Raw genomic sequence first — 24462 nt, forward strand, 5'->3', positions numbered from 1 at the left:
TTATCACTGTCTATGGCACAACTCCGGGTCCTCGCCGTTGACGACGAGCTACCCGCTCTGGAAGACCTGTCGTACCTACTGCGCGCCGACCCCCGCATCGGGGAGGTGGCCACCGCCAGGGACGGTGCCGCGGCGCTGCGGCTGCTCGACCGTGCCATCGCCGACGGCCGGCCGATCGACGCCGTCTTCCTCGACATCCGCATGCGCGGGCTGGACGGGGTGGTGCTCGGGCGGCTGCTGTCGCAGTTCGCCAACCCGCCGCGGGTCGTGTTCGTCACGGCGTACGAGGAGCACGCGGTCGACGCCTTCGAGATCAAGGCCGAGGACTACCTGCTCAAACCGGTGCGCCCGGAACGGCTGGCCGAGGCGATCAGGCGGGTGGCCGTCTCGGCCGACGTGCCGGTCGAACTCGGCGAGTCCGACACGATCCCGGTCGAGCTGGGCGGCGTGACCAGGTTCGTGTCCAGCGCCGACGTCGTGTACGTCGAGGCGCACGGCGACTACGCCCGCCTGCACACCGCCACCGGCAACCATCTGGTCCGCATCCCGCTGGCCACGCTGGAGGAGCGCTGGGCCTCGGCCGGGTTCATCCGGGTGCACCGCAGCCATCTGGTCGCGGTCAAGCACATCGAGGAGCTGCACATCGACTCGGGCAAGTGCACGGTCCGGGTGGGTGAGACCGAGATCCCGGTCAGCCGCCGCCACACCCGCGAGCTGCGCGACCTGCTCGTCCGCAGAGCCAAGAGAGGACGGCTGGAGTGAGCCCGGAACCCCGCCCCGCCCGCCGGGTGCCGCTCGCCCGCCACGACACGGCCCGCCGGGTCACCGTGACCAGCCCGAGGACCGCCGCCGCGCGGCGTCCACGCTATCCGGCCACCCGCGAGATCGACGAGCAGACGCACCTCGGCGAGGTGTACATGCGCTCGCTGCTGCGGACCCAGTTCCGCCTCGCCCTGTTCGTCTGCACCGTGCTGGCGTGCGTGGTGGGCGGGCTGCCGCTGCTGTTCCTGGCCATTCCGGAGCTGCGCGAGGTGGACCTGCTGGGCATCCCGCTCCCGTGGGCGGTGCTCGCCGGCCTCATCTATCCCGCCTTCGTCGTGGGCGCCTGGCTCTACGTACGCCAGGCCGAACGCAACGAGCGCCACTTCGCCGACCTGGTCGAACGCCCATGAGCCTGCTCGCGGTCGTCGTCGTGGTGGTGGCGGCCGTGCTCATCGGGGCGTTCGGCATCCGGTTCTCCCGTACGACCTCCGACTTCTACGTCGCCTCCCGCTCGGTCACCCCGTTGTGGAACGCCTCGGCGATCGGCGGGGAGTACCTGTCGGCGGCGTCGTTCCTCGGGGTGGCGGGGCTGATCCTGTCGTTCGGCGCCGACATGCTGTGGCTGCCCGTCGGCTGGACCGGCGGCTACCTCGTGCTGCTCGTGCTGGTGTCGGCGCCGCTGCGCCGCTCGGGGGCGTACACGCTGCCCGACTTCGCCGAGGCCAGGCTGGAGTCGATGACCGTGCGCCGGACCGCCAGCGTGCTGGTGGTGCTCATCGGCTGGCTCTACCTGATGCCGCAGTTCCAGAGCGCGGGCCTGGTGCTGCGGACGGTCACCGGGGCGCCGGTGTGGGTGGGCGGGCTGCTGGTGGCGGTCGTGGTCGCGGTCAACGTGCTGTCGGGCGGCATGCGGTCGATCACGTTCGTGCAGGCGTTCCAGTACTGGCTCAAGCTGACGGCGCTGGCCGTGCCGCTGGTGTTCCTGGTCATGGCCTGGCACGCCGACGGGCGGCCCGCGGTGAGCGCCGCCGACGCGGTCACCTGGCAGATACCGCTGGGCGGCGGCAAGGAGTACGGCCTGTACTCGACGTACTCGCTGATCCTGGCCACGTTCCTGGGCACGATGGGCCTGCCGCACGTGCTCGTCCGCTTCTACACCAACCCGGACGGCCGGGCCGCCCGCCGCACCACGCTCGTGGTGCTGTCACTGCTCGGCGCGTTCTACCTGCTGCCCGCCCTGTACGGCTGGCTGGGCCGGATGTACGCGCCCGACCTGGTGCGGACCGACGCGGTCGTGCTGACGCTGCCGGGACGGATGATCGGCGGCACCCTGGGCGACCTGCTGACCGCGCTGGTCACGGCGGGGGCGTTTGCCGCGTTCCTGTCCACCTCGTCGGGCCTGACCGTGTCGGTGGCCGGGGTGATCGCCCAGGACCTGCTGAAGGGCAGCGTCCGCTCGTTCAGGGCCGCGACGCTGATGGCGGTCGCCGTGCCGCTGGGCCTGGCGCTGTGGGCGCGGGCCCTGCCGGTGGCGGACGTGGTGGGGCTGGCGTTCGCGGTGGCGGCCTCGTCGTTCTGCCCGCTGCTCGTGCTCGGCATCTGGTGGCGCCGGCTCAGCACCACGGGCGCGCTGGCCGGGCTGTTCGTGGGCGGCGGCCTGGCCAGCGCGGCGGTGCTGGCCACGATCACCGGCGGCCCGTACGACGGGATCGCCGGCGCGCTGCTGGCCCAGCCGGCCGCCTGGACGGTGCCGATCGCGTTCGCGGTGATGGTGTCGGTGTCGTTCCTGACGCCGCACCGGGTCCCGGCGGGCGTGGCGCGGACCATGGTCCGGCTGCACACGCCCGAGAACCTCGACCTCGACCGCGGCGACTGGCGGCCCCGCTCGTCCTAAGGGGGTGGTAGCTCGCCGGAGCCCCGGGCGACCAGTTCGACTGGGACCTCGACTCGCCGCGGGGTGTCCGAGCGGTCCAGGAGCAGGTCCACCGCGCTGCGCCCCAGCCGGGTCACGTCGTAGCGCACCACCGTCACCCCCGGGTTGAACACGTCCGCCAGGGCGAAGTCGTCGAACCCCACGTACGCGGGGCGTTCGGGCCGCTCGCGCAGCGCCTGGAGGATGCCGATCGCGGCCCGGTTGTTGGTGGCGAAGAACGCCGTCGGCGGGTCGGCCAGCGACAGCAGCCGCGTCACCTCCTGCCCGGCCCGCCACGGGTCGAACACCTCCCGCACCACCAGCGACTCGTCCACCGGCACCCCCGCCTCCCGCAGCGCCGCGCGGTAGCCGCAGGCGCGGTCGTGGACCGAGCTGAACGCCTCGTCGTCGGAGATCAGCCCGATGCGCCGGTGGCCGCGCGCCAGCAGGTGCTCTGTGGCGATCCGCCCGCCTCTGACGTCGTCGAGCAGCACCACATCCGCCTGTTCCAGGCCGGGCGGCACCCGGTCCACGAACACCGCGGTGAGGCCGCCGTGCTCGCCGATCCAGCCGTGGTCGGCGGCCGACGGCACGATGATCAGCGAGTCGACCCCCCGGGCGTACATGGACTCCACGAGCATCCGCTCCCGCTCCGGCCGTTCCTCGTAGGAGCCGAAGACCACCAGCGCCTCGTGCTCGGCCGCCGCCGCCTCCACGGCCTTGGCCAGGCGGGAGTAGAACTCGTTGGAGATGTTCTCCATGATCAGGCCGAGCGTCAGCATGGTGGCGCGGCGGGCCAGGCGGCTGGCCGCCTCGTTGCGGCGGAAGCCGAGCGCGCTGATCGCCGCCTGCACCCGCTGCTGCACCGGGGCGCTCACATGCGGCTCCTGATTGACCACCCGCGAGACGGTCTTCAGGCTCACCCCCGCATGCCGGGCCACGTCGGCCATGGTCGGCCTGCTTGTCATATGGTGCCCCCCATGGATGATGAATGGATCTGTGGCCGGCTGGGCGAGGACGAGCCGTGGATGCTGGGCGCGGTCAACCCGCCGGTGTTCGAGAACTCCCTGTTCACCTTCGAGACGGCCGGCGAGCTGGGCGAGGCCATCAAGAACGAGGACGAGCGCTACGTCTACTGGCGGGGCACCAACCCGACAGTCGATCTGGCGCAGCGCAAGCTCGCCGCGCTGGAGCGGGGGGAGCGGGCCAAGTGCTTCGCCTCGGGCATGGGCGCGATCGCCGCGACGATCTCCTCGCTGGTCAAGGCCGGTGACCACGTGCTGGTGCTGGGCGCGGTCTATGGACCGACCACGCAGTTTCTGCGTTACCTGGAGAAGTTCGGCGTCACGCATACGCACGTCGACGATCTCGAAGGCTGTGACAGCGCTATCAGGGCGAGCACCCGCCTACTCTACTTCGAGTCTCCCTCCTACATGGCCTACGCGGTCGTGGACATCGCCGAAGTGACCGCGTGGGCGCGGGAACGCGGGCTGGTGAGCGTGATGGACAACACCTGGTCCACGCCGATCTTCCAGAAGCCGCTGACACTCGGCGTGGACCTGGTCGTGCACTCGCTGTCGAAGTACATCGGCGGCCACAGCGATCTGGTCGGCGGCGTGGTGGTCGGGCCGTCGCGGCTCATCAGGCCGCTGGCGCTGACCGAGTACCAGCTCTACGGGGCGGCCATGTCGCCGCACGACGCGGCCAAGGTGATCAAGGGGCTGCGTACGCTGCCGGTGCGGATGGCGGCGCACCAGGAGCGGGGGCTGGCGGTGGCCGGGTTCCTGGCCGAGCATCCGGCGGTGCGGACGGTCAACTATCCGGGGCTGCCCTCGCATCCCGGCCATGCCCAGGCACTGCGCCAGATGTCCGGCTTCTCCAGCCTGTTCAGCCTGGAACTGGACACGGACTCCCGGCCGGCGGTCGCAGCCTTTATCGATTTGTTGCGATATTTCAGGATCGGGGTGTCTTGGGGAGGATTTGAGAGTCTGGTCAACGCACCGGCGCTCTCGACCGAGGAGAGCGTACGAGCGACCATGGGCATCCCGGTCGGGCTGGTCCGCCTGTCGGTCGGGCTGGAGCCCGCCGACACGTTGATCAAGGACCTCGGTCTAGCGCTGGAGGGTGTCGGTCCCCTAGCTTGATTGACAGCGCTGTCTTACCTCTCTGGAGGCTCAGATGAGAACCCCCCTACTTGCGGCCGTCACCGCCGCGACACTGATGCTCGCGGGCTGCGGCTCCGGGTCGTCCTCCGGAGAGGTACGGCTGCGCATGATCGAAAGCCTGACCAGTCCCGAGCGGACGAAGCTGATCAAGACCTTGATCGCGGACTTCGAGAAGGCGAACCCGAAGATCAAGGTCGAGCTGATCTCGCCCCCACTCGACAGCGCCGACCAGAAGATCACCCAGATCCTGCAGACGAAGAAGGGTCTGGACGTGCTGGAGGTCCGTGACCACACGGCCAAGTCCTTCTCCAACAACGGCTGGCTGGCCGAGCTGCCGACCACGGACTGGGCGGGCTGGTCGGACCTGACCGAGCTGGCCCAGAAGAAGGCGGTCGAGGTCGGCGGCAAGCCGTACCTCATCCCGTACGGCTTCTACGAGCGCACGCTGTTCTACCGGACCGACTGGGGCATGGCCCAGCCGCCCACGACCTGGCAGGAGCTCTACGAGGCCGGCAAGAAGATGACCTCGGGCGACAGGTTCGGCTACTCCTTCCGGGGTGGCAAGGGCGGCGCCGACTACGTGGTCCAGATGATCAGCGCCTACAACGGCGAGGCCCTGAACCCCGAGAAGTCCTTCTTCCTCAAGGACAAGCGGACGATCTTCTCGACCCCCGAGGCCGTCCAGGCCGCGGACCTGTTCGTGAAGATCTTCAAGGAGGCCTCGCCGCCCGACTCGGTGTCGTGGGGTTACCCGGAGATGGTCCAGGGCTTCACCTCGGGCGTCACCGGCATGCTCATCCAGGACCCCGAGGTGATCAAGACCGTCGAGGAGAGCTCGGTCAAGGCCTGGTCCACGGCCCCGATCCCCAAGGGCCCGACGGGGTACGCCTTCCAGCCCGTCGGCTACGCGGGCTGGGGCGTGACCTCCTTCAGCGAGCACCCCAAGGAAGCGGTCAAGCTCGTGCAGTTCCTGTCGGAGGCCAAGCAGAGCATCGCCTTCGCCAAGGGCAACTCGCTCATCCCTATCTCCAAGCAGGCCCAGAGCGACCCGCAGTTCTCCCAGGGCGCCTGGAAGGCCTACATCCAGGCGCAGCAGGACCCCAAGCAGGTGATCACGATCCGGCCGGTCGACTACCCGGGCTGGAGCCAGTTCCAGGTCGACTCCGACCGTGACGTGCAGGCGCTGCTCACCGGCAAGAAGACCACGGCCGAGGTGCTCAAGTCGTGGGACGCGTTCTGGACGGACCAGGCGAAGAAGGTCTCGTGAGCGTGGGATCGGCCAGGCCCGCGTTCTCCGCCCGCAAGGCCAGGTTCATCGCGCTGTGCCTGCTGCCCGGTGTGGTCTTCGTGGTGCTCTTCACGTACTACCCGGTGATCCGCGGCGGAGTGATCGCCTTCCAGCGCTACAACCTGTTCGACCTGACCTCGACGCCGTTCGTCGGCCTGGAGAACTTCCGGGCCGTGCTGGCCGAGGACCGGTTCTGGACGGCGCTCCGCAACACCGGCACGTGGGTGGTCGTGTCGCTGTTCTTCCAATTCGTCCTCGGCTTCGGGTTAGCGCTGTTGCTGCGGCGGCACTTCCGCGGCCGGGGGCTCTACCAGGCCTGGGTGTTCTTCCCCTGGGCGATGTCCGGGTTCCTCATCGGGCTGCTGTGGCGGTGGATGTTCAACGGGCAGTTCGGGGTGATCAACGACCTGCTGCTCAGGACCGGGATCATCGAGCACCGCATCGGCTTCCTCGCGACGCCCGGCTGGGCGATGACCTCGGTGATCGTCGCCAACGTCTGGTACGGCGTGACGTTCTTCGCCATCATGATCATGGCGGCCCTGCAGTCGGTGCCCCGTGAGCTCTACGAGGCGGCGGACGTGGACGGCGCGTCACGGCTGCGGCAGTTCTGGCACGTGACGCTGCCGCACATCCGGCCGACGCTGGCGCTGATCGTGCTGCTGCGGATCATCTGGATCCTGAACTTCCCCGACCTGATCTACTCCATGACCGGCGGCGGGCCCGCGGGCAGCACCGACATCATCACCACGTTCCTCATCCAGCAGGTGATCGGCGGCGACTACGGCCGAGGGGGCGCGGTCGGCATGCTCATCCTCGGCCTGCTGCTCGCCTTCACCGTCTTCTACCTGAACGCCACCCGATTCGAGAAGGCCCGATGAGACGCCTGGCCAAAGCGATCGTGCTCGCCGTCTGGCTGCTGATCACGCTCTTCCCCCTCTACTGGATCGTCATCACCTCGCTCAAGCCCAAGGCCGAGATCTTCTCGCTGCCGATCAAGTACTGGCCGGGCAACGTGACGTTCGAGCACTACGCGGACCTGTTCTCCTTCGCCGACTTCGGCGTCTATCTGCTCAACAGCCTGCTCGTCTCGCTGGTGGCCGCCGGGGCGGTGACCATGATCGGCGTGCTCGGCGGCTACACGCTGGCCCGCTTCAGCTTTCCCGGGCGCGGAGCGCTCATGCTGGCGTTCCTGGTCACCCAGATGCTCCCGCTGTTCATCGCGCTCGGCCCGCTCTATCTGCTGATGTCCGACCTCGACCTGCTCAACCGGCTCGCCGGCCTCATGCTCGTGTACGTCGCCATGCTGGTGCCGTTCGCCACGATCATCATGCGCGGCTTCTACGAGCGCATCCCCGTGGCGCTCGAGGAAGCCGCGCAGGTCGACGGCGCCTCCCGGCTGGTCGCCATGGTCCGGGTGGTGATCCCGGTCATGCTGCCGGGCATCGCCGCGACGTTCATCTTCGCCTTCGTGCAGTGCTGGAACGAGCTGTTCCTGGCGATCACGTTCATCGACAGCGAGGACGCCAAGACGATCCCGGTCGCCATGAACTCCTTCATCACCCAGTACGACATCGACTGGGGCTCGATGGCCGCCGCCACCGTGGTCTCGGTGCTGCCGACGCTCGCCCTGTTCGCCGCGATCCGCCGCTACATCGTCGAAGGGCTCACCGCGGGCGCCGTCAAGGGGTGACTAGCCGGTGAGCGCGGCCATGAGCTCGTCGCGGCCGCTCGCGCCGGTCTTGCGGAAGACCGCCTTCAGGTGGTCGTTGACCGTGTGCACCGACAGGTCCAGCCGGCGGGCGATCTGCTTGGGGGCCGCGCCGTCGTGCAGGAGCTCGACGACACTGCGTTCGCGGGGCGTGATGCCGTACCAGTCGCAGAAGGTCGGCAGCAGCAGCGGGCCGGTGGCCGCCTGGATGATGATGGCCACGTCGCCGCTGCCGTCGGGGTCGAGGGGCTGGCCCTCGATCGCCGTCCAGCGGCCGAAGCTGGCCGGGGGCGCGCAGATCAGCGGCCGCCAGGAGCGCGGGTCGCGGGCGTACGTCCGCGTGTCGAGAGACAGCCCGATCGACGACATGTCGGCCAGCCAGTCGGGCAGGGAGGACCGGCCGGGGCTCCAAATCTGCGTCAACCAGGCGCGGGCCTGCGGGGTGACCGCGCGGACGGTGTGGTCGGGGCCCACCACGATCAGCCCCGCGGGCAGCGAAGGGAACGACGGCGTCAGCGGCGCGCAGGTCACGTAGCGGCGCAGCGCGGCCAGCAGCGCCGGGCCGAGCCGTAGCGCCCGGTCCGCGTCCTCGGGGCCGAACGGCCGCCCGCCCTCCGAGCGGATCAGCCCGAGCAGGCCCCACACGCCGTGGGAGTCGCGCAGCAGCAGCCGGAGCTCGCAGCCCGCCCCGTGCGCCAGCAGCACCTCCCGGATCAGCCGGTCGCCGTGCAGGTCGCAGGGCCCGTCGCCGTGCTGCTTGCAGGGGCTGCCGCCGCGTCCCGTGCCGACCAGGCCCACCGGCACCGGCAGCCGGGCGAGCGCGGCCGGGCGGCACGGATCGCCGTCGAGGTAGCGGTGCATCGCGAGCGCGCTGATGAGCGCCGGATCGTAGCGGTGCCAGAAGCTGAAGGACCCGAGTCCCAGCCCGGTCGCCGGGCTGGTGCCGACCAGCCGCAGCGCGTCGTGGCTCACCCACTTGGAGATGGCGCGCGAGATCGCCTCGCCCAGTTCGTTGGGGTTTGCTCCCTGCCCCATCGCTGCGTAGAGCTCGCGGGCCAGCCGATCCTGCGATGGAATCACGCGGATCAGATCAGCATGCTGGAAGGTCTCACGACAATCGCCGCTCAGGGTAGTCATTTGAGCACGTAGAGTAAGGTCAGAATCTCCCGGTTCAGCGCGGGCCGTAACTCTCCCGAACCGTTCATCGCGTGGAAAGGACCTTTCATCGCATCCCCGCCCCAACTAGGCGCTGAGCTGCGGCGGCTCGTCGAACCACATGTTCCTGGGCCTCCTCCCAGGGTAGGTTGCGCTCCTATCTTGTGCGTGATCCGCATCACAGTGGAGGGCTCGTGACGACTAAAGAACATGACGCATCCGTCTATGAAGAAATCCAAGCAAGCGCTGAGTTCCAGGACCTGAAGCGGCGCTTCCGGCGGTGGACGTTCCCGATGACCGCGGCCTTCCTGGTGTGGTACCTGCTCTATGTGGTGCTGTCCGGGTGGGCGCGTGACTTCATGGGGATCAAGCTGTTCGGCAACATCAACGTGGCGCTGGTCTTCGGCCTGCTCCAGTTCGTGTCGACGTTCGCGATCGCGTGGGCCTACTCCAGGCACGCGGAGAAGAAGCTCGACCCGATCGCCGACAAGCTCCGCCACGAGGTCGAGGAGAAGGTCAAGTGAAGTCCGAGACCCTGGCCACCATCCTGTTCCTGTCCTTCGTCGCGCTGACGCTGGTCATCACGTTCTGGGCCAGCAGGCAGACCAAGACGGCCGCCGACTACTACGCGGGCGGCCGGTCGTTCAGCGGCGTGCAGAACGGCCTGGCGATCGGCGGCGACTACATGTCGGCCGCGTCCTTCCTCGGCATCGCCGGCATCATCGCCCTGTCCGGCTACGACGGGTTCCTCTACTCCATCGGCTTCCTGGTGGCGTGGCTGGTCGCGCTGCTGCTGGTCGCCGAGCTGATGCGTAACTCCGGCAAGTTCACCATGGCCGACGTGCTGGCCTTCCGGATGAGCCCGCGCCCGGTCAGGACCGCCGCGGGCGTGTCCACGATCACGGTCAGCATCTTCTACCTGCTGGCGCAGATGGTGGGCGCGGGCGCCCTGGTGGGCCTGCTGCTCGGCATCACCAGCCCCTCGGGCAAGGCGTGGACGATCGTCGGGGTGGGCGCCCTGATGATCGTGTACGTGGTGTTCGGCGGCATGAAGGGCACCACCTGGGTGCAGATCGTCAAGGCCGTGCTGCTCATGACCGGCGCCGCCCTGATCACGATCCTGGTTCTGGCGCACTACGGCTTCAACCTGTCGTCCCTGCTGGGCGACGCGGCGACGCAGAGCGGCAAGAACGGCAGCTTCCTCATCCCCGGCCTCAAGTACGGCACGGCGGCGCAGGGCCTGGCCGGCAAGATCGACCTGATCAGCCTCGGCCTCGCCCTGGTCCTGGGCACGGCGGGCCTGCCGCACATCCTGATCCGCTTCTACACGGTCCCGACCGCCAAGGACGCCCGCAAGTCGGTGCTCTGGGGCATCGGCATCATCGGTGTGTTCTACCTGCTCACCCTGGTCCTCGGCTTCGGCGCGGCGGCCCTGGTCGGCAGCAAGGCGATCGCCGCCTCGGACAAGGCGGGCAACACGGCCGCACCGCTGCTGGCCAAGGCCGTCGGCGAGACGTTCCTCGGCTCGGCGGGCGGCACGATCCTGCTGGCGCTGATCGGCGCGGTGGCCTTCGCCACGATCCTGGCCGTGGTGGCCGGGCTCACGCTGGCCTCCTCCTCCAGCTTCGCGCACGACCTGTACGCGCACGTCTTCCGGCGCGGCAACGCCACCGAGCGCGAAGAGGTGCTGGTGGCCCGGATCTCGGCGTTCGTCATCGGCGCGGTCGCGATCGGCCTCGGCATCCTGGCCCAGGGGCAGAACGTCGCGTTCCTGGTGGCGCTGGCGTTCGCGGTGGCCGCCTCGGGCAACCTGCCGGCGATCCTCTACAGCCTGTTCTGGAAGAGGTTCAACACCGCGGGAGCGGTCAGCGCCATCTATGGTGGCCTGGTCTCCGCGCTCGTGCTGGTCATCTTCTCGCCGGTGGTGTCCGGGTCGGAGACGGCCCTGATCAAGGATGCCGCCTTCAACTGGTTCCCGCTGAGCAACCCGGGCATCATCTCGATCCCGCTGGGCTTCCTGTTCGGTTACCTCGGCACGATCATGAGCAAGGAGTACAACGCGGCCAAGTACGCCGAGATCGAGGTCCGCTCCCTCACCGGTGTCGGCGCCGAGCAGGCGACCAAGCACTGACACGCGCAGGTCGAAGGGTCCGGCTCAGGCCGGGCCCTTTTGCCTGCCACCCGCGCCGAGCAGGTACAACAGGGCGCCCACCAGGAGCGAGGCCAGGGCGATGCCGCCCACCAGCCAGAACCACGTGCCGTAGGCGATCCGCGCCCCGAACAGGACGAAGGAGCCGGCGTCGTTGGAAATCAGCGGCGTCCACGAGCCCGACAGCGTGGCGACCACCCCCACGAGCGAGGCCAGGGCGCCGACGATCGAGGCCACCCAGAAGACCGCGGGCGAGGCCAGCCGCCGCGCCTCGAACTGGGTCCGGTAGCGGCGCACGATGATGAGCACGTCGATGAAGAGCACCACGATCGACAGGCACCAGATGACGGTGACCGCCGCCTGCAGCACGTTGTAGACCTCGGTCTGCGCCTCGGCGGGCGCCGCCGCCGCGAAGGGCACCACGACGAACGCCACCACGGTGAACAGCGCGGCCAGCACCGTCTGGATCCACACCGCCACGTCCGGCACCTTCTGCGCGTTGACGTGCGAGACGGCCTCGGGCAGCCGCCGGTCGAGTCCCGAGACGAAGATCAGGCGGGCGAAGGAGTAGTTGTAGACGACGGTGATGATGAAGAACACCGCCGCCAGCAGCAGCGCCACCAGCTTGCCCGCCCAGTCGCCCAGCCCGATGCCGACCGCGGCGGCCACCGCGGTGATCTGCGCGGACTTGTCCGCCGGGACCGAGACCATCACCCCCCAGGTGGCGGCGAGGTAGGCGACCATCACGGCGAGCGAGCCCCACAGCAGGTAGCGGGTGACCGCGCGGTCCTGCCGGATCTCCACCCCCATGTTCAGCGGCACCTCGACGCCGAGCAGGGCCAGCACCGCCAGGCCGAAGAAGCTCCAGTTGGCGAAGTTGATCCCGTGCTCGGCCGAGGGGCTCCAGGCCGCGAAGTCCCACGGGTTCGTCGCCGCCGCGTTCCCCTTCAGCAGGTGGGCGACTCCGGCTAGAAAGATCAGCAGGATGGCCAGGCCGTACGCGAGGAAGACGACGTTGACCACGTTCTGCGTCAGCCGGAACCGCAGCACGGCCAGCACGGCGGCCAGCACCAGGATCGCCACGATCAGCCCGCCCTGGGCCTGCACCGACAGGCCGCCCACGGCGGGGAACACGAAGCCGAGGAACGAGATCGTCAGCGTGCCCGTGGCCACCATCACCAGCACACCCGGCCACCACGCGCAGAACCCGGCGAAGAACCCCCAGAACGGTCCGAAAGCCTTGCTGGTCCACAGGTAGATCGAGCCTTCGCCGGGGAACATGGCGCCGAGCTGCCCGGTCACGATCGCGCACGGGATGAGGAACAGCGCGAACGCGATGATCCACCAGCCGAACGCGGCCGGACCGGCGCTCTGGATCACCGCGGCGTTCGTGATGAACAGCACGATCGCCACGAAGATGGCGACCATGTCGAACGTGGTGAGCACCTTCGGCAGGATCCCGCCCGCCACCCGCTCGGACAGCAGGTCGTCGCCGGACGTCGTCATGAGCGCCCCCTCAGCAGCGTCTACCTGCCAAGATCCGCCGCGCCCCGATCGGCGTCAAGCAGCCACGTGGGCTCCGCGCGGAGTGTTTCCTTCGCGCTTGGAGTGTCAGGGGCGAGAGGCTTCGTCCAGGAGGTGCAGTTCGTCGGCGGTCAGGGTGAGGGCGGCCGCCGTGAGGAGCGGCTGGAGCTGCTTGACGTCACGGGCGCTGGCGATCGGCGCGGTGATCGTGGGCTGGGCGGCGAGCCAGGCCAGCGCCACCGCCGCCGGTTCGACGCCCCGCTCGGCGGCCACCTTGGTGAGGGCGTCGATCGCCCGCGGCCCGTGCTCCGTCTCCAGGTAGGAGGCCGCCTGTCCCGCCCGCGGGCTGTCGATCGTGGTCCCTGGCGTGTACTTGCCGGTCAGGAAGCCGCGGGCCAGCGAGAAGTACGGTGTGCTGGACAGCCCTTCCCTGACCACCACGTCCCGCAGCTCACCCTCATAACCGCGCTCGACCAGGTTGTACGGCTGCTGGAGCGCGACGTACCTGGGCAGGCCCCCGTCGCCGGCCACCCGCAACGCCTCCGCCAGCCGGTCGGAGGCGTAGTTGGACGCGCCGATGTGGCGGATCTTGCCCTCCTCGATCAGCGCCCCGAACGTGGCCAGCGTGTCCGCGAGCGGGGTGTCGCGGTCGTCGACGTGCGCCCAGTAGAGGTCGATCCGGTCGGTACGCAGCCGGCGCAGAGAGTTCTCGACGGCGGTGCGGATGGTCGCGGGCGCCAGGCCCTCCAGACCCTTCAGCATGCCGACCTTGGTGGCCAGCACGATCGAGTCGCGGCTGCCGCGCTCCGCCAGCCAGTCACCGATGATCATCTCGGAGGTGGACTCGCCCGTGGCCCAGTAGGGATAGACGTCGGCCGTGTCGATGAAGTTGCCACCGCCCTCGACGTACGCGTCGAGCACCGCGAAGGACGCCGCCTTGTCGGCGGTCCAGCCGAAGACGTTGGTGCCCAGACATATCGGGAACACGGTCAGATCCGTGGTGGCGATCGATCTCATCTTCGCTATTATCCGCGCACCGGAAAAGGAGACTGCGGTGGCATCCCGATTACGCGGCTGCCTGATCGGCATGGTCGTCGCCGGCGGCCTTTTCGCCTTGGCCACGACGGCCGTGCTCCTGCTCCATCGTGAGGACGAGCCCGCCACCCAGCCGCTTTCGGCCGAGGTGGTCGCGGAGAAGCGGCTCGACGAGCGCAGGATGGAGCTGACGATCAGGTCGCGGGCGCTGGCCGGCACCACGAAGGTCCGCCTGCTGCTCCCCGCGGACTGGGAGTCGCGCCGTGACTGGCCGGTGCTCTGGCTGCTGCACGGCGGCCTCGACGACTACGCCTCGTGGACCGCCAAGACCGACGTCGACGCGCTCACCCGGGACTCTGGGCTGATGGTGGTGATGCCCGACGGCGGCAGGTGCGGCAGCTACTCCGACTGGTGGAACGGAGGCGACGGTGGCCCGCCGCGCTGGGAGACGTACCACCTCAAAGAGCTGCTGCCGCTGCTCGAATCCCGCTACCGCGCCGGGCGGGAGCGGGCCGTCGCGGGCTATTCGATGGGCGGTCAGGGCGCGATGCTGTACGCCGCCAAGGGCTACTTCAAGGCCGCGGCCTCCTTCAGCGGAGCCGTGCACATCCTCGAACCCGGCGTGCCGCAGGCCGTGATGGCGGGCACCACGATCGGCTGCTTCGGCACCGACTGGAAGCGCGTCTGGGGGGATCCGGCCGAGCAGCGCGCCGTGTGGCGCGCCCACAACCCCTACGACCAGGCCGGGAAGCTCAAGGGGGTCGACCTCTACGTGGCCGCGGGTGCCGGCGACCTGGTCGAGGACCTCGCCAACCGGGCCGCGCGAGCGTTCGCGGGGCGGCTTGAGAGACTGGGGATTCCCGTACGCACGCACTTCTACCGAGGTGGGCACGACCACGCCTCCTGGCAGCGGGAGCTGCATCGGGCCTACCCCATGCTCACCCGGGCCATCGGCGCTCCATGAGGCCCGCGCGTACGAGGCTCTCGCCTTCACGGCATTACCGGGGGGTTATAGGTGCCGCTAGGGTGCGGCTGTGGAGGTCGGCGACGCGCGGACGCGCATCCTGGACGCGGCGGAGGAACTCTTCGCCGGTGGCGGCTACGAAGCCACGCCGACCGCGCTCATCGCCAGGCTGGCCGCGGTGCCCAAAGGGCTCATCTTCCACTACTTCCCACGCAAGATCGACGTCCTGGTCGCGCTGATCGACGAGCGCACCCTGGTCGAAGAGGGGCACGAGGTCGACGCCGTGCCCGGCGACCCGGCGGGCACGCTGTCGCGGCTGGCCCGCAGGCTGCCGCTGCATGCCTCACCGGCGATGCGGCGCATCCTGTTCCGTGAGGCCGACACGCACGGCTCGGTCAAGGAGCGGCTCGGCCGCCTCAACGGCGAGTTGATCAGACGGGCCAGGTTCGCGCTCGAGTTGGCGCTGCCGGGCGCGCGGGGCGGGGCGGCCCGGCTGGAGGTGGCGGCGGCCACGTTCGCGGCCGTACTGCTCTACCAGGAGAACCTCTGCCAGCTAACCGGCCACCAGATCGACCCCGACGCGGTCGCGGAACTCATCGCCCACTCGCTCATCTGACAGCTCGTCGAGGGCCGACTTCAGGTGGGAGAGCAGCCCCCAGACGTCGTCCATCCGCTCAGGGCAGGCCACCACGCCGAAGTCGAGCATGCCGTCGTAGGAGAAGCAGGTGATGTTCACGCCGCCGCTCAGGTCGGTCAGCACCGACAGCGGATAGTACGACAGGATCCGTCCCCCGCACAGATACAGCGGGAACTGCGGCCCGGGCACGTTGCTGATGATCAGGTTGATCGGCGGGAACGTCACCGACGCCAGCCGGAAGATCGCCGGGGTCGCCAGGCTGGTGATGGGCGCGGGCAGCAGCGAGCAGAGCTCGTTCAGCCAGGCGGGCGGCGCCAGCGCGAAGCGCCGCTTGGCCGCGCTCATCGTGGCGCCGACGGTCCGCAGCCGTCGCACCGGATCGGCGATGTGCGTGGGCATCGGGGTGACCATGGCGGAGATCTGGTTGCCCACCACCTCCCCGGCGCCTGCCGTACGGACCGCGACGGGGACCGCGACGATCAGCGGCTCGTCGGGCAGCGCGTCACGCTCCTCCAGCCACGACCGCAGCGCCGACGTGCACAGCGCCATGACGATGTCGTTGACGCTCATCCCGTTGGCCTTGGCCACGTTCTTGACGTCCTTGAGCGAGACCGAACCGAACGACAGATGCCGGCGTCCGCTGATCGGCCCGTTGAACGGCGTGCGCGGGGCGGCGAGATCGGGGAGTTCGGGGCGGCGTTTTCCGTCGCGGGCGACGAACCTGGCCGCCTTGGCGATCAGCCGCGAGCCGGGGATGGTGGCGGCCAGGGGGATCGCGTCGAGGTCGCCGGCTGCCTTGACGGCTGAGCGGAGGGCGCGGATGGGGTGGGTCGCGGTCTGGACGGCGGCGCCTGACAGCATGCTTATCAGGGTGGGGGTCTGGTCTTCCGTGGTTTGGCGAGTCGCGTCCGGTGCCTTGTCCACGACCTTGCCTGTCAGGTCCGTTCGGTCCTTTCGCCCTCGCTCCTTCTTGATTGGCGTCTGACCCGGCTTGCAGGTGAGCGGGAGTGCGTGGCGGGCGTTGGGGGAGAGGTCAAGCAGTGTGGCGAGCGTTTCCGCGCCTGAGACGCCGTCGATGGCCGCGTGATGCACCTTGGTGTAGACACCGACCAGACCGTCGGCCAACCCGTTGATCAGGTGCATCTCCCACAGCGGATGAGCCCGGTCGAGCCGGCGGGCGTGGATGGCGGCCACCGCCTCGGCCAACTGCCGCTCACCGCCGGGCGCGGGCAGCGTCATCTCGAACAGGTGGTTGCCGATCTCGAAATCGGGGTCGGGCACCCAGTAAGGCCGGTCGAGCCCGAGCGGCACCTCCGCCAGTCGCAGGCTGAGCGCGGGCGACAGGTGCAGCCGCTCCAGCAGCAGGGCCGCGAGGTTGTCGCGGGTCACGTGGCCGTCGGCCGGATCAAGAATCGCCAGGCCCGCCACGTGAGCTGCGGTGGTCGCGGACTCGACATTGAGGAACTGGGCGTCGAGGGCGGTGAGCTGGCGCATCTGCTCTCCCTTTCTCGGAATGTGGCTACCATCACACGCGAGGATTGCCGCGACGTTTCCGCGAGAGTCTTTCAGATGAATTCGGGTAGGCCGTACGACCCTTTAGTCAATGCCCAGCTCACACCGGATCGGTGACAATTCTCTATCCGTGGACAACGGAAATAGGGTGTCGTACGACGGCCCCGAAGTGATATCCGAACGGGTGGTGCGGCGTGGTCAAAGGCTGCGTCACGCCCGTCTCGTCGGTCGCCCGAGCCATCAGCTCGTACGCCCCCGCCGGCTTGGGCGCCCATTCGATGTGCCATGGCAACCAGGCGCTGACCAGGTGCCGGCCGTGGTGTTCGGCCTGATGCCAGCTCCGCCCGCCGTCGATGCTGACCTCGACCCGGACGATCCGCCCCTGTCCCGACCACGACCTGCCGTGCAGGATGTACGGCCGGCCAGCCATGAGCCGCGCATTCCACGCGAGCTCGAAAGCGCTCTTCACCGGCTGGGTCGTCACGTCGCGGTAAAACACGGTGTTCCACGGCGAAGTGAGCTCGCGGGTCGCCACTTCGATGTCACCCAGCCATTTGATGGACGCTATTCCCACCCATCCCGGCACCACCAGGCGTACCGGAAATCCATGATCGGGCGGGAGCGGCTGGCCGTTCATCTCGTAGGCGACCAGCACGTCGTCCATGGCCTTGCCGACCGGGAGCGGCCTGCGTACATGCCCGTGGTCCTCGAACGGCGCGTCGAGGCCGCTCGGCAGCAGATCCACGGCATCCCGCCGCAGGCCCGCGTGCTGGAGCAGGTACCTGAGCGGCACCCCGCGCCACCGCGCCACCCCGATCCCGCCCAGCCCCCACTGCGTGCCCGGGGCCGGATTGTGCTGCTGCGTCCCGTACAGCCGACGCCCGTTTCCGGCGCACTCGATCGCGGCGTCGATGGTCCGTGACGGCATGGCCCGAAGCTGGTCGTAGGTGTACTCGCCAGGACATCGCAGCCCGGGACCGTGGAGCCGGAGCCGCCAGGTCGTGGGGTCGATGTTGGGGGTGTACGTATGGTTCCGCACGAAAAATCGGTCTATTGGGGTGTGGTATCCCTGCCCGGCCATGGCTTCCCACCGCATCTCGGCGCTGCCGTCGTGGACCCTGAACAGGTGGGCGGGCAACGGTTTGACGATCGTCGCGAGAGCTTGCTCCATGGGGCGTCACCTCCATAGTCCGTATTTCCTACTGGGAAACCATTTAATCGCGACTCGGGGGTTCTCTCCAGCTGGTCCGCATGAGAACATGCCCGCGATTTGAGCGGGCGGCACATGGCGACGAGGCCATGAAGGCATGCCAGCGAGGCCTCCTGAGGCGACCGGCAGCCGGTTGGCGACGGGGCTACAGGGGCATGCTGGCGAGGCCGCAGGAGGTGACCGGCTGACTGGCGACTCCTGAACGGCGACTTCTGAGCGGTCGATGGGAGCGGCTTCTGAGCGGTGGGGATGGCGGCCCATGGTGGCGGGCCATGGACGCATGCCAGTGCAAGTGGTGACCGGCAGCTGGCTGGCGAGGGGCTATGGAGGCGTGCTGGTGAGGCCGTGAGAGGTGACCGTTCGGTGGGCGGCTCCTGGACGGTGGGGATGGCGGCCCATGGTGGCGGGGCCATGGACGCATGCGAGTGAGGCCGCAAGTGGGCCGCTGGCTGGCGAGGGGCTATGGAGGCGTGCTGGCGAGGCCGTGAGCGGCGACTCTTCGGTGGGAGCGGCTTCTGGGGGGTTGGGGGTGGCGGTACATGGTGGCGGGGTTATGGAGGTGTGCTGGTGGGGCCGTGAGAGGTGGCCGTTCGGTGGGCGGGTTCCTGAACGGTCGGTTGGAGGGGACGGCGGATGGTGTTTGGTCGCCATGGTCAAGGAGCGACAGCAAGTTTTGGACATGGCATGGGGCCCTGACATCTCGACCTTCACGGGCCGGCTCCTAGCGTGGTTGTGAGGTACACAGCGAGGGGGCCGCGATGTTCATCCAGATCATTCAGGGACAGATCACGGACATCGGCGAGATGCGGACGTCGTTGGACCGATGGCATGCCGAGCTCGCGCCGGGAGCGGACGGCTGGCTCGGCACGACCGCCGGCGTGACGGACGACGGCATGTTCGTGAACACGGCGCGATTCGAGTCACGGGAGGTGGCACGGCGCAACAGCGAGCGGCCCGAGCAGGGTCAGTGGTGGGCCGAGACCGCCAAGCTCTTCAGCGGTGAGGTGGCCTTCCATGACTGCAACGAGGTGTTCACGTACCTGAAGGGCGGGTCAGATGCGGCGGGGTTCGTCCAGGTGATGCAGGGACGGATCCGGGACCCGCAGCGGATGCGCGAGGTCATCGCCCAGGGCGAGCGGAGCCTGGCCGAGTTCCGGCCTGACCTCATCGGTGGGTTCGCCGCTCTCCACGGGGACGGCGGATATACCGAGGTCGCGTACTTCACCTCCGAGCAGGCGGCCAGAGAGGGCGAGGGCAAGCCGCTCCCGGCCGAGACGCGGGAGCTCTTCGAGGAGTGGAAGGGACTGTTCGAGGGCGAGCCCACCTACTTCGACCTGCGCGATCCGTGGCTGTACTCGCCTCCTCGGACCGCCTGAGGTTTCCGCAGAGCAGGACTTACGGAGGCTGACTGGGCTTCTTGCGCGGGTCACGTTCGTTCGGTGTGAAGAGCGTGGTTGATGGCGTGCTCGCGTAGGTCGCGTTCGCTGCGACCCTCTTATAGAGGATCACCCTGCTCCACGTCCGCCGTTCGGGGGCGAGCCGAGGGGCGAGACCGAGCTGCGGGTGGATGAGCGGGTGGGTGGTCAGTTGGGGACGAGTGAGTCGAAGGGCTTGCCGGCGTTGAGGTGCTGGATGAGGGAATCCAGGCCTTGCCGGTCCCCGTTGGCCCGGAGCCAGCGGTCTACTTGGCAGGCGGCCTTGGCATACGTGTTCGGCTCCTTGCTGGCTGTGCTCAGCCACTCGTCCAAGGTGACCGGTAGTGGCGCGGTCGGTGGGACCAGGCAGCGGTCGGCGGTCGTTCGTGGGGCGAGGTAGCGGGGGTCTTCGGAGACGACTACGGCGAGGCCCTCGTCGAACCACTGCGGGACCTCTGCCCCAGAGGTCAGGCGGGTGTGGAGTTCGACGTGGGACATCTCGTGGGAAGCGATGACCGTGTCGAGGCCGCGGGGTGACAGCATCACCGAGCGGTCCAGGACGGCGATGCCGCGCTCCTGGTGGCCGCCGATGTGCTGGTAGCACTCCTCGGTGGTGCAGATGAGCAGGCTGGGTGAGCTCTTTCTGCCGCCGTAGAAGGTGTCGACTCTCTTCACGGCGGCGTCGACCGTCTGGCTGACTTGTGATCGTTGCTGGGGTGACAGGTCGTGCTCGATGTAGACGCCTGGGCGGAGCTCTGTCAGGCCGTAGCAGCCGGGGCAGGTCGTGGCGGCCACGGACGGGTAGGCCACCGCCACGCCGGCGACGGCGGTGACGAGCAGGACAGCCAGCGCTGCGAGAGTCCGGGTCCAGATCTTGCGGGCTCGCGGCAGGGCTCTCGATCGTTTGGGCGCTGGTGGCATGATCGCCGTCCCTTCGTGGGGTGGTGGTGGGGACTACTTTCTCGTGTTCCGCTGGGGGCCACATCAACCTGTGGGTGGTCATCCTCGGGGATGACCCGCGGGCGGGTCGGGCCGTGGTGGCATGTCGTTCGTGGCGATCGCCTTCGGGGACCGCCTTCGTGGGGATCGCCCTCGTAGGGCGGCTTCGGGGGAGCGGTTTCGTGGGGATCGCTTTCGGGAGACCGGCTTCGTCGGGAACGTCTTCGTGGGGTGGCCGGATGGGCCGTCGTGTGATGGGTTTTGAGGCGCCGGGCCGTCTCTTCATGGAGACAGAACGCGACCACGAGTGGTTGGAGGGGCTACATGGGAAAGGTCATCTTCTCGATTTCGATGTCGCTTGACGGTTTCATCGCCGCCCCGAACGACGAGCCTGGGCGGGGGCTCGGGGAGGGTGGGGAGGTTCTGCACGAATGGGTGCATGGTGGCGAGTGGGGCAGTTTCGCGGCGAAGGGGATCGACGCGGAGGTCCTGGGCGAGCTGGTCGGTGAGGTGGGGGCGATCATCGTGGGGCGGAGGATGTTCGACATTTCGGGGGCCTGGGGTGGTCATTCGCCGGGTGGGTTGCCCTGTTTCGTGATGACTCATCGGCCGCCGGAGGAGTGGGTCAGGGAGGGCTCGCCGTTCACGTTCGTCACCGACGGTGTTGAGAGCGCGTTGGCGCGGGCTCGGGCGGTGGCGGGGGATCGGGGCGTCGCGATCGGTGGCGGGGCCGATGTGGGACGGCAGTTTCTCCGCGCCGGGCTCGTCGACGACCTGCAGATCCATCTGGCGCCCGTGCTGCTGGGGGCGGGGATCAGGTTGTTCGAGATCGGGAGTGAGCAGGTCCGGTTGCGCCGGACCCGGGTGCTGGAGTCTCCGTTCGCCACGCACCTGAGGTTTGAGGTGGCGAAGGACTGACGGGCAGAATCCCGGGGATTCTGCCCGTTCGAAGTCCGCGAAGCGATGACCGCGTCTACCGGCCGAGGAAGGCCAGCAGGCGCTCCAACGGCCAGGTGTTGATGACGTCCTCCGTGGTCAGCCACGCGCGCTGGGCGATCCCGATGCCGAACCGCTGGTTCGTCAGGTGGGGAATGGCATGGGAGTCGCTGTCGATCGAGAACTTCACCCCATGGTGCTTCGCCAGCCGCACCAGGTCGGCGGGCAGGTCGGATCTGTCCGGGAACGAGTCGATCTCCATGGCCGTGCCGGTGCGGCCGGCCGCGCGGAAGACGGCTTCCCAGTCGGCGTCCACCTGCGGGCGTTTGCCGATCTTGCGGGTGGTCGGATGGCCGATGATGTCGACGTAGGGGTTTTCGCAGGCGGCGATGAAGCGGCGGGTCATCTCGTCCCGGGACATGCTGAAGTGCGAATGGACCGAGGCCACGCACACGTCGAACTCGCGCAGGACCTCGCCGGGCCAGTCGACGGAGCCGTCGGGGGCGATGTTGAGCTCGGTGCCGTGCAGGAGTCGCATGTCGGGATATTTCTGTTGCAGGTCCGCCACCTGCCGCCGCTGCTCCAGCGCCTTGTCCAGGGTCATCCGCTGCATCGCCAGGTCAGGGGCGTGGTCGGTGACCGCGTAGTAGACGTAGCCGCGGGCGTGGCCGGCCGCCACCATGTCCTCCAGCGAGGCGATGCCGTCCGTCAGGTTGGTGTGCGTGTGCAGGTCGCCCTTGAGATCGGCGAGTTGGACGAGGGCCGGCAGCTCGCCGCGGAGCGCCGCCTTCACCTCGCCGCCGTCCTCGCGCATGGGCGGAGGTACGAACTGCATGCCGAGCGCGGCGTAGATGTCCTCCTCCGACTCCGAGGCGATCACCCTTTCACCCTCGAACAGCCCGTATTCCGAGAGCTTCCACCCCTTCTTCACCGCCATCTCCCGGATGGCGACGTTGTGCTCCTTGGAGCCGGTGAAGTATTGCATCGCCGCGCCCCACGACTCGGCGGGCACCACGCGCAGGTCCACCTGGAGGCCGGACGTGGTGCGTATCGACGTCTTCTTGTCGCCCGCCGCGATGACCTCCGCGACATAGGGCTGGGCGCGGAACTCCGTCATGATGGACTCGGGTGCCACGGCCAGGATGTCGATGTCGCCGATCGTGTCCTTCATCCGCCGCAGCGACCCGGCGTAGGCGATGCGCTCGGCCTTCAGCGACGTCATCACCTGCTCGGCCAGCGACATGGCGACGCCGATGTGCACCCTGCGGCCCGACTGTTCGAGCTGCTCGATGCCCTTGAGCAGGTTGGCGAGGGTCTTCGGGCCGAGCCCCTTGACGCCGTCGAGCCGCCCGGAGGTGATCGCCTCGCCGAGTGCCACGGGGGAGTCGATGCCGTAGTCCTCGAACAGCATGATCGCCGTCTTCGGCCCCAGGGTCGGCACGCGGGTCAGCCGCCGCACCCCTTCGGGCACCCGGCCGCGCAGGTCGTCGAGCTGGCGGAAGCTCCCGCGCTGCAGGAACTCCTCCATTTTCTTGGCGATCGCCTCGCCCACGCCCGGCACGCCGCGTACGTCGGCCACCGAGATGTCCTCGGGGAACCCGGCGATCGCCTTGGCGGCCTTCTGATAGCTCCGCACCCGGAACGCGTCGCCGCCGGTCAACGCGAACAGCTCCGCGTATTCGGTGAGCGCCGCCGCCGCATCATCGTTAGCCCTAGCCATGGAGCCAGCTTAGGGATCCACTCCGACAAACGGCGAGCACGGGGCCAGGCGCCGACGGAGCCGACGTGAGGTCCGACAGACCCTATTAGAGGCGATACGCGACAGTGACCGGTCGGACGCGTACAGTGTCGAGGGAAGAACCGACCGTCCAGGCGGCCGCGGAACGACCACCCAGACGGTCAAGAACACGCACGTAACGGCGCCCGACCACCTCCACCGGAGGAGCGTTCCCCTGGAGAGACCCCAGCACCGTAGGGCGGGTGGGTCCTCCCGTGCCGGCCGTAAAAACTACTTACATGCGCACATCACGGGGCCGGTACGGGTCGGCGAGGGACGCCAGGTTCTTGTCGGACAGCGACACCGACAGCGCGGCGAGCGCGTCGTCCACGTGGCCCGGCTTGGTGGCCCCGACGATCGGCGCGGTGACGGTCGGCTGGTGCAGCACCCAGGCCAGCGCGATCTGGGCCGCCGGCAGCCCGTGCTCACGCGCGACCTCCGCCACCCGGTCCAGGATGAGCCGGTCGTTCGCGGGATCGTAGAGGGCATCGATCCGCGCGTCGGATCCGGCCCTGGTCGTCGATTCGGACGCGCCCGCGCGGGCCAGTACGCCGCGCGCCAGCGGGCTCCACGGGATCACGCCCACGCCCTGGTCGGCGCAGAGCGGGAGCATTTCCCGCTCCTCCTCCCGGTAGAGCAGGTTGTAGTGGTTCTGCATGGACACGAACCTGGTCCACCTGTTGTCCTGCGCCACGTGCTGCGCCTTGGCGAACTGCCACGCCCACATGGTCGAGGCGCCGATGTAGCGGACCTTGCCCGACCTGACCACGTCGTGCAGCGCCTCCATGGTCTCCTCGATGGGCGTCTCGTCGTCCCACCGGTGGATCTGGTAAAGGTCCACATAGTCGGTGCCCAGCCGGCGCAGCGAGGCGTCGATCGAGTTGAGGATGTGCTTGCGCGACAGGCCCCGGTCGTTGGCCCCCTTGCCCATCGGGAAATAGACCTTGGTGGCCAGCACATAGTCCTCGCGCCGGGGGAAGATCTTGCGCAGGACGTTGCCCGTCACGACCTCGCTCGCGCCGGCGCTGTAGACGTCGGCCGTGTCGAAGAACGTGACACCGCCGTCGGCGGCCCGGCGGACGAGCGGCTCGGCCTCGTCCTCGGGCAGCGCCCATTCCTGCCTGGCCGGATCTCCGTAGCTCATCATGCCCAGGCAGATGCGCGAGACCCGCAGGCCGGTGTCACCAAGTCGTCTGTAATCCATACCGGCAACCCTAGGACCACGTCGCGCGGCGTAAGTCAGGCGGGGGCGGGCAGGGAGTGGTGCTCGAAGTAGCCAAGAAGCTTTCCAGAATCCACGTGGGAACAGGGAAGATGGTCGGTTCGGTGCTCGCGACGCAGCGTATCGGGGGACGAGTGAATGCATTAGGAAGC

Annotated in this window: 22 protein-coding genes; 13 read left to right on the top strand and 9 right to left on the bottom strand. The window is 68.8% G+C overall.

The window, feature by feature from the left end; translation table 11 throughout:
• The first annotated feature begins 12 nt into the window (after positions 1–12).
• Genes KME78_RS15450 through KME78_RS15460 form a run of 3 tightly spaced genes read left to right on the top strand, consistent with a single transcriptional unit; the run spans position 13 to position 2656 of the window.
• Positions 13–762 carry a LytR/AlgR family response regulator transcription factor gene (locus KME78_RS15450; protein ID WP_219529582.1) on the top strand — a complete coding sequence of 250 codons (750 nt, stop codon included), beginning with the start codon at positions 13–15 and terminating at the stop codon, positions 760–762.
• Entirely contained in the window at positions 759–1172 is a 414-nt protein-coding gene (locus tag KME78_RS15455; protein ID WP_246651144.1) for a hypothetical protein, read from the top strand. The genes KME78_RS15450 and KME78_RS15455 overlap by 4 nt, the downstream gene beginning before the upstream one ends.
• Positions 1169–2656 (top strand): sodium/solute symporter, encoded by a 1488-nt coding sequence (locus KME78_RS15460; protein ID WP_219529583.1) that lies wholly within the window; start codon positions 1169–1171, stop codon positions 2654–2656. The genes KME78_RS15455 and KME78_RS15460 overlap by 4 nt, the downstream gene beginning before the upstream one ends.
• Here KME78_RS15460 and KME78_RS15465 read toward each other — a convergent pair.
• Positions 2653–3642 carry a LacI family DNA-binding transcriptional regulator gene (locus KME78_RS15465; RefSeq protein ID WP_219529584.1) on the bottom strand — a complete coding sequence of 330 codons (990 nt, stop codon included), beginning with the start codon at positions 3640–3642 and terminating at the stop codon, positions 2653–2655. The genes KME78_RS15460 and KME78_RS15465 overlap by 4 nt on opposite strands.
• Before the next feature lie 12 nt (positions 3643–3654).
• On the opposite strand from KME78_RS15465, the gene KME78_RS15470 reads away from it, so the two are divergent.
• Genes KME78_RS15470 through KME78_RS15485 form a run of 4 tightly spaced genes read left to right on the top strand, consistent with a single transcriptional unit; the run spans position 3655 to position 7817 of the window.
• The gene (locus tag KME78_RS15470) at positions 3655–4818 is read left to right on the top strand and encodes a trans-sulfuration enzyme family protein (protein ID WP_219529585.1); all 1164 of its coding nucleotides are present in this window, start codon (positions 3655–3657) and stop codon (positions 4816–4818) included.
• A gap of 34 nt (positions 4819–4852) precedes the next feature.
• A complete protein-coding gene (locus KME78_RS15475; protein ID WP_219529586.1) occupies positions 4853–6106 on the top strand; it encodes an ABC transporter substrate-binding protein in 1254 nt (417 codons plus the stop codon).
• On the top strand, positions 6103–7005 hold the full coding sequence (locus KME78_RS15480) for a carbohydrate ABC transporter permease (RefSeq protein ID WP_219529587.1): 903 nt from the start codon (positions 6103–6105) through the stop codon (positions 7003–7005). Before KME78_RS15475 ends, KME78_RS15480 begins: the two co-directional genes overlap by 4 nt.
• The gene (locus tag KME78_RS15485) at positions 7002–7817 is read left to right on the top strand and encodes a carbohydrate ABC transporter permease (protein ID WP_219529588.1); all 816 of its coding nucleotides are present in this window, start codon (positions 7002–7004) and stop codon (positions 7815–7817) included. Before KME78_RS15480 ends, KME78_RS15485 begins: the two co-directional genes overlap by 4 nt.
• On the opposite strand, the gene KME78_RS67165 is transcribed toward KME78_RS15485, so the two are convergent.
• Complete coding sequence (locus tag KME78_RS67165) at positions 7818–8915, bottom strand: helix-turn-helix transcriptional regulator (RefSeq protein ID WP_219529589.1); 1098 nt, start codon at positions 8913–8915, stop codon at positions 7818–7820.
• Between the two features lie 269 nt (positions 8916–9184).
• Between KME78_RS67165 and KME78_RS15495 the strand changes: the two genes are divergently transcribed.
• A complete protein-coding gene (locus tag KME78_RS15495) occupies positions 9185–9514 on the top strand; it encodes a DUF485 domain-containing protein (protein ID WP_219529590.1) in 330 nt (109 codons plus the stop codon).
• Positions 9511–11121 carry a monocarboxylic acid transporter gene (locus KME78_RS15500; protein ID WP_219529591.1) on the top strand — a complete coding sequence of 537 codons (1611 nt, stop codon included), beginning with the start codon at positions 9511–9513 and terminating at the stop codon, positions 11119–11121. The genes KME78_RS15495 and KME78_RS15500 overlap by 4 nt, the downstream gene beginning before the upstream one ends.
• 24 nt (positions 11122–11145) lie before the next feature.
• Here the strand turns inward: KME78_RS15500 and KME78_RS15505 are convergent, their stop codons facing one another.
• Both KME78_RS15505 and KME78_RS15510 read right to left on the bottom strand, forming a co-directional pair.
• Positions 11146–12645 carry an APC family permease gene (locus KME78_RS15505; protein ID WP_219529592.1) on the bottom strand — a complete coding sequence of 500 codons (1500 nt, stop codon included), beginning with the start codon at positions 12643–12645 and terminating at the stop codon, positions 11146–11148.
• Between the two features lie 105 nt (positions 12646–12750).
• Complete coding sequence (locus KME78_RS15510) at positions 12751–13680, bottom strand: aldo/keto reductase (protein WP_219529593.1); 930 nt, start codon at positions 13678–13680, stop codon at positions 12751–12753.
• Positions 13681–13717: 37 nt separating this feature from the next.
• Here KME78_RS15510 and KME78_RS15515 point away from each other — a divergent pair, with 37 nt between their 5' ends.
• Both KME78_RS15515 and KME78_RS15520 read left to right on the top strand, forming a co-directional pair.
• Positions 13718–14662: an alpha/beta hydrolase gene (locus KME78_RS15515; protein ID WP_219529594.1), complete on the top strand. Its 945-nt coding sequence runs from the start codon at positions 13718–13720 to the stop codon at positions 14660–14662.
• A 70-nt stretch (positions 14663–14732) separates the two neighbouring features.
• Positions 14733–15278, top strand: a complete 546-nt coding sequence (locus tag KME78_RS15520; protein WP_219529595.1) for a TetR/AcrR family transcriptional regulator — start codon at positions 14733–14735, stop codon at positions 15276–15278.
• Here the strand turns inward: KME78_RS15520 and KME78_RS15525 are convergent.
• Together KME78_RS15525 and KME78_RS15530 are read right to left on the bottom strand one after the other, a co-directional pair.
• Positions 15216–16793 (bottom strand): WS/DGAT/MGAT family O-acyltransferase, encoded by a 1578-nt coding sequence (locus KME78_RS15525; RefSeq protein ID WP_219529596.1) that lies wholly within the window; start codon positions 16791–16793, stop codon positions 15216–15218. The genes KME78_RS15520 and KME78_RS15525 overlap by 63 nt on opposite strands.
• Before the next feature lie 142 nt (positions 16794–16935).
• Complete coding sequence (locus KME78_RS15530; protein WP_219529597.1) at positions 16936–17982, bottom strand: sulfite oxidase; 1047 nt, start codon at positions 17980–17982, stop codon at positions 16936–16938.
• A gap of 797 nt (positions 17983–18779) precedes the next feature.
• Here KME78_RS15530 and KME78_RS15535 point away from each other — a divergent pair.
• Positions 18780–19397, top strand: coding sequence for a hypothetical protein (locus tag KME78_RS15535; protein ID WP_219529598.1), 618 nt, complete (start codon positions 18780–18782; stop codon positions 19395–19397).
• 207 nt (positions 19398–19604) lie between these two features.
• Here KME78_RS15535 and KME78_RS15540 read toward each other — a convergent pair whose 3' ends face one another.
• Positions 19605–20357: a hypothetical protein gene (locus KME78_RS15540; RefSeq protein WP_219529599.1), complete on the bottom strand. Its 753-nt coding sequence runs from the start codon at positions 20355–20357 to the stop codon at positions 19605–19607.
• Between the two features lie 342 nt (positions 20358–20699).
• Between KME78_RS15540 and KME78_RS15545 the strand changes: the two genes are divergently transcribed.
• The gene (locus KME78_RS15545) at positions 20700–21293 is read left to right on the top strand and encodes a dihydrofolate reductase family protein (RefSeq protein ID WP_219529600.1); all 594 of its coding nucleotides are present in this window, start codon (positions 20700–20702) and stop codon (positions 21291–21293) included.
• 55 nt (positions 21294–21348) lie between these two features.
• Here KME78_RS15545 and polX read toward each other — a convergent pair whose 3' ends face one another.
• Entirely contained in the window at positions 21349–23031 is a 1683-nt protein-coding gene (polX, locus tag KME78_RS15550) for a DNA polymerase/3'-5' exonuclease PolX (protein ID WP_219529601.1), read from the bottom strand.
• A gap of 292 nt (positions 23032–23323) precedes the next feature.
• A complete protein-coding gene (locus KME78_RS15555) occupies positions 23324–24292 on the bottom strand; it encodes an aldo/keto reductase (RefSeq protein ID WP_219529602.1) in 969 nt (322 codons plus the stop codon).
• Between the last annotated feature and the right edge of the window lie 170 nt (positions 24293–24462).

The organism is Nonomuraea guangzhouensis, assembly GCF_019396345.1.
GTDB lineage: Bacteria > Actinomycetota > Actinomycetes > Streptosporangiales > Streptosporangiaceae > Nonomuraea > Nonomuraea guangzhouensis.

Coding starts and splice junctions, on each gene's coding strand:
- KME78_RS15450 (WP_219529582.1), top strand. CDS start 13: ATGGCACAACTCCGGGTCCTCGCCGTTGACGACGAGCTACCCGCTCTG.
- KME78_RS15460 (WP_219529583.1), top strand. CDS start 1,169: ATGAGCCTGCTCGCGGTCGTCGTCGTGGTGGTGGCGGCCGTGCTCATC.
- KME78_RS15465 (WP_219529584.1), bottom strand. CDS start 3,642: ATGACAAGCAGGCCGACCATGGCCGACGTGGCCCGGCATGCGGGGGTG.
- KME78_RS15470 (WP_219529585.1), top strand. CDS start 3,655: ATGGATGATGAATGGATCTGTGGCCGGCTGGGCGAGGACGAGCCGTGG.
- KME78_RS15475 (WP_219529586.1), top strand. CDS start 4,853: ATGAGAACCCCCCTACTTGCGGCCGTCACCGCCGCGACACTGATGCTC.
- KME78_RS15485 (WP_219529588.1), top strand. CDS start 7,002: ATGAGACGCCTGGCCAAAGCGATCGTGCTCGCCGTCTGGCTGCTGATC.
- KME78_RS15505 (WP_219529592.1), bottom strand. CDS start 12,645: ATGACGACGTCCGGCGACGACCTGCTGTCCGAGCGGGTGGCGGGCGGG.
- KME78_RS15510 (WP_219529593.1), bottom strand. CDS start 13,680: ATGAGATCGATCGCCACCACGGATCTGACCGTGTTCCCGATATGTCTG.
- KME78_RS15525 (WP_219529596.1), bottom strand. CDS start 16,793: ATGCGCCAGCTCACCGCCCTCGACGCCCAGTTCCTCAATGTCGAGTCC.
- KME78_RS15530 (WP_219529597.1), bottom strand. CDS start 17,982: ATGGAGCAAGCTCTCGCGACGATCGTCAAACCGTTGCCCGCCCACCTG.
- KME78_RS15535 (WP_219529598.1), top strand. CDS start 18,780: ATGTTCATCCAGATCATTCAGGGACAGATCACGGACATCGGCGAGATG.
- KME78_RS15540 (WP_219529599.1), bottom strand. CDS start 20,357: ATGCCACCAGCGCCCAAACGATCGAGAGCCCTGCCGCGAGCCCGCAAG.
- KME78_RS15545 (WP_219529600.1), top strand. CDS start 20,700: ATGGGAAAGGTCATCTTCTCGATTTCGATGTCGCTTGACGGTTTCATC.
- polX (WP_219529601.1), bottom strand. CDS start 23,031: ATGGCTAGGGCTAACGATGATGCGGCGGCGGCGCTCACCGAATACGCG.
- KME78_RS15555 (WP_219529602.1), bottom strand. CDS start 24,292: ATGGATTACAGACGACTTGGTGACACCGGCCTGCGGGTCTCGCGCATC.